Origin of the sequence: Hoeflea sp., assembly GCF_039975035.1 — a bacterium.
Lineage (GTDB): Bacteria > Pseudomonadota > Alphaproteobacteria > Rhizobiales > Rhizobiaceae > Hoeflea.
Genome location: NZ_JBDWHW010000162.1, coordinates 1 through 11894, shown reverse-complemented (window position 1 = coordinate 11894; position 11894 = coordinate 1). Strand labels below are relative to the sequence as shown.

7 protein-coding genes are annotated in these 11894 nt (G+C 59.5%); 4 read left to right on the top strand and 3 right to left on the bottom strand.

Features of this window, described 5'->3' with window-relative positions; genetic code table 11:
• The first annotated feature begins 644 nt into the window (after window positions 1-644).
• From ABJN75_RS14285 to ABJN75_RS14275, 3 genes are all read left to right on the top strand, one after another.
• Window positions 645-1409, top strand: a complete 765-nt coding sequence (locus ABJN75_RS14285; RefSeq protein WP_348440248.1) for an NAD kinase — start codon at window positions 645-647, stop codon at window positions 1407-1409.
• Window positions 1410-1434: 25 nt separating this feature from the next.
• Window positions 1435-2004, top strand: coding sequence for a hypothetical protein (locus ABJN75_RS14280; RefSeq protein ID WP_348440247.1), 570 nt, complete (start codon window positions 1435-1437; stop codon window positions 2002-2004).
• Between the two features lie 89 nt (window positions 2005-2093).
• On the top strand, window positions 2094-2714 hold the full coding sequence (locus ABJN75_RS14275) for a LysE family transporter (RefSeq protein WP_348440246.1): 621 nt from the start codon (window positions 2094-2096) through the stop codon (window positions 2712-2714).
• Window positions 2715-2764: 50 nt separating this feature from the next.
• Here the strand turns inward: ABJN75_RS14275 and prfB are convergent.
• The 3 genes from prfB to ABJN75_RS14260 all read right to left on the bottom strand — a co-directional run bounded on the left by prfB (window position 2765) and on the right by ABJN75_RS14260 (window position 7810).
• A protein-coding gene (gene prfB, locus ABJN75_RS14270) for a peptide chain release factor 2 (RefSeq protein ID WP_348440245.1) occupies window positions 2765-3893 on the bottom strand; the annotation gives its coding sequence in 2 pieces (ribosomal slippage) (window positions 2765-3823 and window positions 3825-3893; 1128 coding nt in all).
• A gap of 119 nt (window positions 3894-4012) precedes the next feature.
• Complete coding sequence (locus ABJN75_RS14265) at window positions 4013-6463, bottom strand: penicillin-binding protein 1A (RefSeq protein ID WP_348440244.1); 2451 nt, start codon at window positions 6461-6463, stop codon at window positions 4013-4015.
• Between the two features lie 210 nt (window positions 6464-6673).
• Window positions 6674-7810 carry an N-acetylmuramoyl-L-alanine amidase gene (locus tag ABJN75_RS14260; RefSeq protein ID WP_348440243.1) on the bottom strand — a complete coding sequence of 379 codons (1137 nt, stop codon included), beginning with the start codon at window positions 7808-7810 and terminating at the stop codon, window positions 6674-6676.
• A 934-nt stretch (window positions 7811-8744) separates the two neighbouring features.
• On the opposite strand from ABJN75_RS14260, the gene ABJN75_RS14255 reads away from it, so the two are divergent.
• On the top strand, window positions 8745-11714 hold the full coding sequence (locus tag ABJN75_RS14255) for a ribonuclease E/G (RefSeq protein ID WP_348440242.1): 2970 nt from the start codon (window positions 8745-8747) through the stop codon (window positions 11712-11714).
• The last annotated feature ends 180 nt before the right edge of the window (window positions 11715-11894 follow it).

Genomic DNA, 11894 nt, shown 5'->3' with positions numbered 1-11894 from the left:
ACACCTTTTCCTCGTCCGACCAGAACCGCTTCTTCTGACCCTTCTTACCCGCCATATCTGCCCTCAAGATGTCCACTAGCAATGGTGGACACTATCAACACACTCTATGACGCGTCAGAGCAGCGAGGCCGGACGCTTACCGCGAAACAGGCAGGTCCGCCATTATTTTGCGAAACATGCACCAGAGAAATTCTTTTATGCGCGGTTGGAAGATCAAACCAAGTGGAACGCTCTCGCCAGGTTTCTCGGCAAATCAAAATTTGCCGGTGACATTCATCAGAACAAATCAAATCGCTAAAATCGCGAACGGATCACTTTCAAGAGGGGTGCGGTTTAGTAGAAGCTTTCTATGCCTTTGTTAACCTGCGCTCCGAATCGAGATCCAAGACCCCGTGCTGATTTCAACAAGCCGACGGTGAACTATATTTGGCAACCATAAGATACCACAGCCTCTTTACGAGATGATCTGCAATGAGGATCGGAAAACACCTCTGGCGGCTCGAAACGCATAAACGAATTGACACGATCGACGCTCGTCCAGCTCGACGTCAACTAGGATTGTCGGTCTCCACATCACGCGGTCCCCTTGCATCCCGACCATCCAATCGCCATTGTCATTCAAGGAGCGGGAGTAGCCTCACCACATGACGCGAAAGTTCAGTTTTATTGCCTCGCCGGCCCCCGATGCCCAGGACGCGGCCAAGCATCTTGCGGCACTCTATGGCAACGTCCGCGAGGCAGAGGCCGATGTCATTGTGGCCCTGGGCGGCGACGGTTTCATGCTGCAGACATTGCACGAGCAAATGAGCAGCGGCCGCATGGTCTACGGAATGAACCGGGGCTCGATCGGTTTCCTGATGAACGATTATTCGGATAAGGATCTCTCGAGCCGTATCGACGCGGCGGTGGAAAATATCATCCGGCCGCTGGAAATGATCGCGATCGACGCCAACGGGACTGCCTACAAGTCGCTGGCCATCAACGAGGTGTCGCTGCTCAGGCAAAGCTATCAGGCATCCAAGCTGCGGTTGTCGATCGATGGCCAGGTGCGGCTGGAAGAGCTGATCTGTGACGGTGTCATGGTGGCGACGCCTGCCGGATCAACCGCCTACAATCTGTCGGCCCATGGACCGATCCTGCCGCTCGACGCCCAGCTGCTGGCACTCACTCCGGTCAGCGCGTTCAGGCCGAGGCGCTGGCGCGGAGCGCTTCTGCCCAACAAGGTGACGGTGACGATCGATGTGCTTGAGCCTGACAAACGCCCGGTCAACGCCGTGGCGGATCACAATGAAGTCAAATCGGTTGTGCGGGTTCATGTTGCCGAATCGAAGGAATGCACCACCCGAATCCTGACCGATTCAAGCCATTCGTGGAACGACCGCATTTTGGCCGAACAGTTTCTCTACTAACCGGAATTCAGGAAAGGTTGCGCCGATGTCCCTGCCCGCCCCTCTCACGCTTCTGCTGCTGGCAGGCCTGATTTCTCCGCTGGCAAACCAGGCGCACGCCCAGGACAACATCAATGCGCTGGCCGGCGAGTTGACGCCTCGCATCCTGTTCGTCACCAGCGGCGGATATTGGGAAGAGGCCGGAGAAACTGATCCAGACCCGGCTGACCCGGATGCGGCTGATCCGGACGCGGCTGGCAAAGAAACAAATAACGATACCACCTCTGAATTGGCGGAGGCCGTGCCGGCAAGCCGTGGCTATTACCGGTTGATCGCCATTCGCGGCGAGGACAACCGCTCGCAGGTTCACCTCCAGCAAATCGCCCTCACCCCACAAGGACCGGAACTGGCGCTTTCCATCGAAATCGACGAAATCAACTCGCTTGGCGGCTATGTGACAGACATGCGGCCCGAGGATTCAACCGGAGCCGCCAGCGGAGCGGGCTTTGCGGCCTATATCTATCTCAAGACCGATCCGACAGTGGTCGAGCCCGACACATGGGCCCTCTATATTGACGAATTCGGCGACATTCAGGTTGAGCGATCGAGCAACTAGCAAACTTACCGCTTGAACCTTGTGCCATGACCAACCCGCACGCGCGGGAACTGCGCGAACGTTGACACAAGCACCGTTGAGGACAGAACATGACGGGGTTCGAGAACATTCTTGCCATCGCATTGGCATTTTTCGTTGTGACGGTTTCGCCCGGACCCGCAAACATTACGGTGGCAGCTGTTGCAATGCATTCAGGACGCAAACCCGGACTGCTGTTCGGGCTTGGACTGTCGGTCGGCCTGGGTGGCTGGGGACTTGTAGCCGCCACCGGCCTGGGAGTCATGCTCCAGGGCACCAGCTACCTGCTGAGTTTTCTCAAGTTCGCAGGCGGTCTCTACTTGTTGTGGCTCGCGGTCCAGTCCGGCCGTTCGGCGCTGCGCAAGGCCGACATCACTGAAAGCTCGCCCGAGCAAGGCAGATGGTTTCGGCGCGGCCTGATCCTCAACCTGTCCAACCCGAAAGCCGTTGTCGCCTGGATGGCGGCGCTGTCGATGGGTCTCAGCCGGGAAACCGAAGTCTCAATGGTCGCCACGGCGACACTGGTCTGTGTGGGTCTGGGGTTTGTCAATTATGCCGGATACGCCATGACCTTTTCGCTGCCCGGCATCATGGGCGGATACAGACGCCTGCGAAGATGGATCGACGGTCTCGTCGCCGGCCTGTTCGCACTTGCCGGCCTCAGCCTCATCCGCTCGGCCGTTACCAGGTAGGACCGGCTCTATAGGAGACGGAGTGCGCCTCTCTCAGACGGAAGCTCCGATCAGTCGATATCCGCGACCTCGCCTGCCCCGCCATACACCCGCTGGGCGAGCGCTGCTTCCATGAACGCATCGAGATCGCCATCCAGAACGCCCTGCGGATTGGTGCTCTCGGTACCGGTGCGCAGGTCCTTGACCAGCTGGTAGGGCTGCAGAACGTACGAGCGGATCTGGTGACCCCAACCGATTTCGGTTTTCGAAGCGGCCTCTTCATTGGCGGCTTCCTCGCGCTTTTTCAGTTCCGCTTCATAGATGCGCGCCCTGAGCATGTCCCAGGCCTGGGCCCGGTTCTTGTGCTGCGAGCGTTCCTGCTGGCACTGCACCACGATCCCGGACGGAATGTGCGTGATCCGGACAGCCGAATCGGTGGTGTTGACGTGCTGGCCACCGGCGCCGGAAGCGCGATAGGTGTCGATGCGGCAGTCACTTTCATTGATGTCGACATCAATCGAATCGTCAATCACCGGATAGGTCCAGATGCTCGAGAACGAAGTGTGGCGGCGGGCCTGGCTGTCATAAGGCGAAATCCGGACCAGACGGTGCACGCCGGATTCGGTCTTCAGCCAGCCATAGGCGTTGTGGCCCTTGACCAGCAGCGTTGCCGACTTGATGCCGGCTTCCTCGCCATCATGGATTTCCAGCAACTCCACCTTCATGCCGTGCTGTTCGGCCCAGCGGGTGTACATCCGCAACAGCATGTTGGCCCAGTCCTGGCTCTCGGTGCCGCCGGCGCCGGAATGGACTTCCAGATAGGTGTCGTTGGCGTCGGCCTCGCCGGAGAGCAGCGATTCGATCTGCTGCCGGGTCACTTCGGTCCGGAGCTCTTTGAGGGCGGCTTCCGCTTCACTGATGATGTCGTTGTCGCCCTCTTCCTCGCCCATCTCGATCAGCTCGAGATTGTCCGAAAGCTGGGTTTCCAGCCGCTTGAGGCCGTTGATCGAATCGTCAAGCTGCTGGCGCTCGCGCATCAGCTTCTGGGCTTCCTGGGGATCATCCCAGATGGCCGGATCTTCAGCCTTGGCGTTCAGCCATTCCAGGCGTTTCTGAGCAGGTTCCCAGTCAAAGATGCCTCCTCAGCAGGCTTACGGCCTGCTTGATTTCATCGACAACGACCTGGGTTTCTGAGCGCATGATATTCCGGTTCCGTGGGGTTTCAGGCAAACTTCCTTGCCAAAGCGGGCGGACCATAAGGTCCTGTCCCGGCGATGTAAAGCCTCTCCAGAGCTGATTTGGCAGCCGGTTCGAGGAGCCTAATACAGCCCGCCGGACCCATTGACGACGGCCTGGTTGGCCTGCGGTGAAATGGTGGTGATGGCGTCGCCTGTGGCATAGTCTTCAAGTCCGATGACCGAATAGACGTCCGATGGTCCTGTCCCGGGCTTGAAGGCTTCCATGATCACATCTCCCTCTCCGGGAGACGCCTGCATTCCGGTCTTGCGGTTGATGGCGATCAGCTTCATGCCTTGCGGCACGCGGAAATCGGCTGGTCTGGTGCCCTCGAGCGCCGCCAGCATGAATTCGTTGAAAACCGGGGCCGCGAGAGCACCGCCGGTCGAACCGCGCCCCATCGGTGTCGGCGTGTCGAAACCGATGAAGACGCCGGCCACCAGATCGGCGGTGTAGCCCATGAACCAGGCGTCCTTCTCCTCGTTGGTGGTGCCGGTCTTGCCCGCGGTCGGGCGGTCAAGATTAACCTTGCTGGCAGCGGTACCGCGGGTAACGACACCTTCCATCATCGAGGTGATCTGGTAGGCCGTCATCGGATCGAGCACCTGCTCGCGGGTGTCGACCACTTCCGGCTCTTCCTGGGACAGCCAGGCCGACGCGACACAGGCGTCGCAGCTGCGTTCCTCGTGCTTGAAGATGGTCTTGCCGTAACGATCCTGAATCCGGTCAATCAACGACGGCTTGATCTGCTTGCCGCCATTGGCAAGGACCGAATAGGCCGATGCCATGCGCATCACCGTGGTCTCGCCAGACCCAAGCGACATGGAAAGCAACGGCTGCATGTTGTCATAAACACCGAAGCGTTCGGCGTATTCGGCGACCAGGTTCATGCCCATGTCCTTGGCAAGCCGCACAGTCATCAGATTGCGTGAGCGTTCGATTCCGAGCCGCAGGGTCGACGGGCCGGCTGAACCGCCGCCATAGTTCTTGGGTTTCCAGAGCTCTCCGCCGGAAACGATTTCGATAGGTGCGTCAAGGATCACGGACGCGGGTGTATAACCATTGTCGAGCGCGGCTGCGTAAACGAAGGGCTTGAATGCCGAGCCGGGCTGGCGTTCGGCCTGCGTGGCGCGGTTGAACTCGGACTGTGCGAAGGAAAATCCGCCGACCATGGCCAGCACGCGTCCGGTATGGGGATCCATCGCCACCAACGCACCCTGGATCCTGGGTGGCTGACGCAGCCGCAGATGCTTGACGCCATCCTGCTCCGATGGTTCCACATAGACAACATCTCCAGGCGAGAGCACATCTCCGGCTTTCTTGACGTTGCGCGGCTTCTCGCCTTTCAGATTGACGCGGTAGGCCCATTTCATGTCTTCGGCGAGAATCGTGCCGGTGAGCCGTTCGGACCCGACCGCGCCAGACACCTCGGGTTCAGGGCGCAGACCGACTTCGACGCTGTCATCGGAGGTTGAAAGCACGACCGCCAGTTCCCATTCGGGAACATCACGCAGGGGATCGATCTCACCCAGCAATGCGCCCCAGTCGCCCGAAACATCAATCTGCTTGATCGGCCCACGGAAGCCGCGGCGCTCGTCATAGGACATCAAGCCCTTCTGCAGCGCCTTGCGGGCCAGCGCCTGCAGTTTCGGATCAAGCGTTGTCCTTACAGACAGTCCGCCCTCGTAAAGTGCGTCATTGCCATACCGGCCGATCAGTTCGCGGCGGACTTCCTCGGCGAAATATTCGGACGCGAACAGATAGGAGCCGGTCTTGCGCGGCGTAACACCGAGCGGTTGCGCCTTGGCGTCGGCGCCATCGGCGGCGTTGACATATCCATTCTCGACCATCCGGTCGATCACCCAGTTGCGCCGTTCAACCGCACGGTCGGGATGACGGAACGGATGGTAATTGGACGGGGCCTTGGGAAGGGCTGCCATATATGCCGTTTCAGCAATTGTCAGCTCATTGACCGACTTGTTGAAATAGGTCAGCGCCGCGCCGGCAATGCCGTAAGCGTTCATACCGAAGAAAATCTCGTTGAGATAAAGCTCAAGGATGCGGTCCTTGGAATAGGCTTGCTCGATTCGGAAGGAGAGAATCGCCTCCTTGATCTTGCGCTCATAGGTCTGGTCGGCGGTGAGAAGAAAGTTCTTGGCGACCTGCTGGGTGATCGTTGATGCGCCCTGACGCGCGCCGGTCCGGATGTTGTTTATAACCGCGCGGGCCAGTCCGACAGGATCGACTCCAGGATGGGAGTAAAAATTCTTGTCTTCGGCCGACAGGAATGCTGCCTTCACCCGGTCCGGAATCGCCTGGATTGGAAGGAACAAACGCCGTTCGCGGGCATATTCGGCCATCAGTTCGCCCGAGGCGGCGTGCACCCTCGTCGTGACCGGCGGCTCATAGCTGTTGAGCACTTCGTAGTCCGGCAAATCCTTGGAGATATCTCCAATATACCAGGCAATGCCAGCCGCAACGATCAGAAACAACACGGTCCCGATCCCGAAGAAATATCCAATCAATCGTATCATCAGCCAGCTACCGTTTGTTTTTCGTGTTGACCAGCCCGGCTAACGCCCTGACTTTGGCCGACCATGTCATCCGCCCGGTTAGCCCGGACAATGTGAGTAAAATAGGGCTTTCGCCCGGATTTGTTGTGGCCCGAACATTCCGGCGCGCGGTCGTTGCCAATCTGTCACACTGCCACGAGGGCGCAGACTCCAAGTTGGCTTTATCGATCATCAGCGCCTGCCCGCCAAGATCGTTTTGCGGTAATTCTGCACTGATTGCGCCAACAGTCTGGCCGTGTTCTGCCGCCACTCGTCGTCGGTGAGCAATTTTTCGTCCTCATGGTTGGACAGATACCCCATTTCAACGAGCACCGACGGGACGTCGGGGGCTTGCAACACCTTGAATCCCGCGTGGCGTAGCGGATTGTTGATGAGCTTGACCTGCCCTTCGAAGGAATTGAGAACCTGCTGGGCAAGACCGGCGGAAAATACCCGGGTTTCTGTCCGCGCCAAATCAACCAATATCGTTGCTATCGCTTCCGGGGCGTTTTCCAGACTGGCGCCAACGATGGCGTCTCCGCTGTTTTCCTGGTCTGCCAGCGATTGCGCAACTGCGTCGGAGGCCCTGTCGGACAAGGTGTAAACCGTGGCGCCGCGCAGCGATTTGATGTTGATCGAATCAGCGTGCAGGGAAATCAGAAGATCGGCCCGCTCCTCGCGAGCCTTGCGAACGCGGGCCGACAGCGACAAGAACGCGTCGTCGGTTCTGGTCATGGCGACCCGGATGCCGTCTTCCGCTTCCAGTGCGGACTTGAAGGCCTCCGCAAAGGCGAGCGTGACGTCCTTCTCCATCGAACCGCTCGGTCCTTCCGCGCCGCCGTCAATGCCGCCGTGTCCCGCGTCGATCACAATCGTCAGCGTATCGCCTGAAGCATCGTCCGGCTTGCCGTTGGTGGCATCCACCGCCGCGTCCGTCCAAACCGATTTGGCGACCTGGGCGGAAAACGCCTCGCGATCGACAGCAACAGCATCCAACACCAGTCGATGGATTGCGCCGCCAGCCTCCTCGGTGGTTTCAACAAGCTCCATACGGGCGGGCGACGCGAACTCGAACACCATCCGCGCCCTGCCCGCTCCGGACATACCATACCGGACGGACGAAATCAGTCCGCGCGGTTGCAGCGCATCATCGGGGAAAGCAAACACGGTTTCAGGCAAATCGACAATGACGCGAAACGGATTTTCCAGGTAACTGAGCGTAAAATCCGGCTTCCGTTCGAAATCCAGCACGAGCCGGACGCGGTTGTCGTCACCAGCGATACGCGCCGCAATGGCGACGTAGCGGTCGTTGCGAACCCCTTCCGGCATGGCCTGGACCAACGATGGCCACACCGCGAAAACGGCAAGCACGCAAAACGCAAGACCGGCACATCTTTGCGCCCGAGCCAATTCCACTATTGCTGCAATGTACCGTCGAGCCGCCAACAACCGAATTCACCTGTCTTGCCTTGAAATCGCCGAATCCCGGCGAAATGACCGTCGTGAGTCAGCACCATGACGATGGTGCCTTGATGACCCGCTTGAATTTTTCTGCCCGTCCCCAGTCTCGCAAAAACCGGTTAACCGTCCGTTTACCATGTTTGCCGGCTCGGGAAGTGCCCTAACGGCAGTCTTGGTCAACATCGTGCGCCGACAATAAATTCCACAGATGTTTTCGGCTTGCCAGATGCCTGTTCTCCCCATAGAAGCATTGATTGGGTAAGTGTATTGACGGGATAGAACTGTCACCCTTCCGGCCGCCGCCCGCACAGGGCCTACGGCGCCAGGAGTACGGATCGTCCGTCGTCTATTCAAATAGCTTCCCCGGAACTGCCGGCTGACTGTTCCCATGTCGGGAACCTGATCCGACCGCTCCTGCAAGGCAATATGGCCGAAAATGCGGCGAGGCATGTCTGCCTTCGAGCGCATCATGGCCAGGACACTGATTAAACCCGGCGGGCGAGGGTACCGCCACAACCTTGGCGGCGTTTTTCGCCGCACACCCCTTTAATGGGGCTTCATCGGTCCGTAAGGACTATACGTAAATGAAATTCCGGCCGGCTCTTATGGTGCAAATGCGGATCTCCCCAAGTGTGAACAGGCCCCGGGCGTCACACGCCCCGGGTACCGGTCTGCTGCGCGCTGCCCCAAGCCCAACACCGGAAAATCTTTCATCCGGCGCAATCCCATCCGACCATCCCCTGCCCCCACCTTCGGGGCGGCGGAGCACATCGTCGAGGGCGCGCCGAGGAGCTTATACTCAATGGCAGAAAAAATGCTTATCGACGCCTCCCATCCCGAGGAGACCCGCGTCGTTGTCGTTCGTGGAAACCGCATAGAGGAATTCGACTTCGAATCGGAGCACAAGAAACAGCTCCGCGGCAATATCTACCTGGCGAAAGTCACACGCGTGGAGCCATCGCTGCAGGCGGCTTTTGTCGATTACGGCGGCAATCGCCACGGATTCCTTGCCTTCTCCGAAATCCATCCCGACTATTACCAGATCCCGCTTGCCGACCGTCAGGCGCTGCTTCAGGCGGAAGCCGAAGACGCGGACAACGATCCCGATTTCGAGAGCGCCGATGATGCCGAAGCCGGCTCCGGCAAGGCAAAATCCAGATCGAAAGCGAAACCTGCGGACACTGACGACGGCGGCGAAGAGACCAAGTCAACCAAGTCACGTCCCCGCCGCAGTCGCCGGGGCAAGAAGACTGGCGATGAGGTCAAGGGAGATGAAGCCACGCCGGATGAAGCCAAGACTGAAGATGGCGATGCATCCGCTGCCGCGATCGTGGAGCCATCCGCAGCCGCTGAACAAGCGGTAGCAACGGACGATAAGTCCGGCAATGAACCTGCCGATGCTTCTTCCGATGACTCCGGCGACGACGACAAGCCCACCGAAATGGCGGCGGATGTCGAAGCCGACGAAATCTCCGAGCCGGTATCGCGCCGCAAGCGCAGAAACGGCAATGATGACGATGACAATGGCGGCAATGACGATGATTCCGTCGAGTCGGTCGGCTCCGAGGACGCGATGGAAGAAGTTCCGACGCGCTCGTCGCGCAAGCCGCGCAAGCAATACCGTATCCAGGAAGTCATCAAGCGCCGCCAGATTCTTCTGGTTCAGGTGGTCAAGGAAGAACGCGGCAACAAGGGCGCGGCGCTGACGACCTATTTGTCGCTGGCTGGACGTTACTCCGTGCTGATGCCGAACACCGCGCGTGGCGGCGGCATTTCGCGCAAGATCACCAACCTGCCCGACCGCAAGCGTCTCAAGGAGATTGCACGCGAACTTGAAGTGCCCAAGGGCATGGGCGTTATTCTACGCACCGCCGGCGCCAACCGCACCAAGGTCGAGGTCAAGCGCGACTTCGAATATCTGATGCGGCTGTGGGAAAATGTCCGCAATCTGACGCTCAAATCAACAGCGCCAAGCCTCGTTTACGAGGAAGGCAGCCTGATCAAGCGCTCGATCCGTGACCTTTACAACAAGGACATTTCGGAGATCATGGTCTCCGGCGAGGAAGGCTACCGCGAAGCCAAGGACTTCATGAAAATGCTGATGCCGAGCCACGCCAAGGTGGTTCAGCCCTACCGGGACCTGCATCCGATTTTCGCCCGTTCCGGCATCGAAGCCCAGCTCGACCGGATGCTGCAGCCGCAGGTGACGCTGAAATCTGGCGGCTACATCATTATCAACCAGACCGAAGCCCTGGTGGCCATCGACGTCAACTCGGGCCGCTCGACCCGCGAGCACTCGATCGAGGACACGGCGCTGCAGACCAATCTGGAGGCGGCCGAGGAGGTCGCGCGCCAGCTGAGGTTGCGCGACCTGGCCGGGCTCATTGTCATCGATTTCATCGACATGGAAGAAAACCGCAACAATCGCGCGGTCGAAAAACGGATGAAGGACTGCCTGAAAAACGACCGGGCCCGCATTCAGGTGGGCCGGATCTCGCATTTCGGGCTTCTGGAAATGTCGCGGCAGCGGATCAGGGCCTCGGTGCTGGAAAGCACCATGCAGATTTGCCCGACATGCGGCGGCAACGGACATATCCGCTCGCAGTCTTCGGTGGCTCTGCATGTGCTGCGCGGTGTCGAGGAACATCTTCTCAAGAACACCACGCACGACATCATCGTGCGCACCACGGCTGACACTGCGCTCTACATGCTCAATCACAAGCGTGACACGGTTGTCGACCTTGAGAACCGTTTCGGTGTCTCGATCAGCTTCTCGGCTGACGAGGAAGTCGGCGCCAACCACTTCGCCATCGATCGCGGCGCGGCAGTGGAAAAGCCCGTCAATATCGATCACATCACCGTCAATTCACCGGCCTATGCCGATGATGAGGACGATGCGGACATCGTTGAAGAAATCGATGACGAGGTCGCGGAGACCGAGGAAGTCAGCGAATCGGGAGCCGAAGCTCAGAACGGGGATCGTTCCGAACGCGAGGACGGCCAGGGCAAGAAGCGCCGCAGACGGCGTCGTCGTGGCGGCCGCAAGTCTGATGGCGAGACCGGCAACGGCGAAAATCAATCGGCCTCGGCAGACAACGGCTCAGAGAATGATGACACCAGCGATGACGAGGAGGACTCCTCCGATGCAGAAGCCTCGACGTCAGCGTCGGAAGATGGCGACAGCGATGAACAGCGTCGCGGCAAGCGCCGCCGCCGCGGCAAGCGTGGCGGACGCCGCAATCGCGAGGAGGACGGCACCGGTTCATCGGCTGAGGCCGAGGTCGTTGCAGATGCATCCGAAGGCGAGCCTGCGACCGAGCAGGCAGCGCCGGACGAAGCACCAGCCGACGCCGTGATCAGCGATGCGCCGGAAGCCTCACTCGCTGCCGAAGCAACCGCTCCGGTTGTTGCGGAAATCGAAAAGCCTGAGAAGCCTGAAAAGCCGGCCCGTCGTCCACGACGGACCAAGGCGCAGATCGCCGCCGACAAGGCCGCAGAAGCGGAAGCCGCGGCTGCACCTGCGCAGGCTGTCGCCGAGGTCAGTACCGAGCAGGCCGGAAACGACGCCCCTGCCGACGAGGCGATCGAGACTGCAACTCCTGCCAGCGAGCCTGAGCAGGACGCACAGGGTGAAGAAGCTGACACCGACCGCAGTGCGGGCACCGATATGGCCGCAATCGCCACTGCTCCGGTGGTGACGTCTTCCACGACCAAGGAAAAAGGCGACAAGCCCAAAAAGGGCGGCTGGTGGCAAAAGCGCGGCTTCTTCTGAGCCATACACAGGTCTGAGTAAATTGAAACCGGCGGGCGATGAACTGACCCCCGAAAGTTGGACATCAACTTCGGGGGTTTGCATGTCCAAATACAGCACGTCTTTCAAGCAGTCGGTGGTGTTGGCGTATGAAGAGGGTTCAGACGGCTTCCGCCGAATCGCAGCTCGGTTTGGAATAGA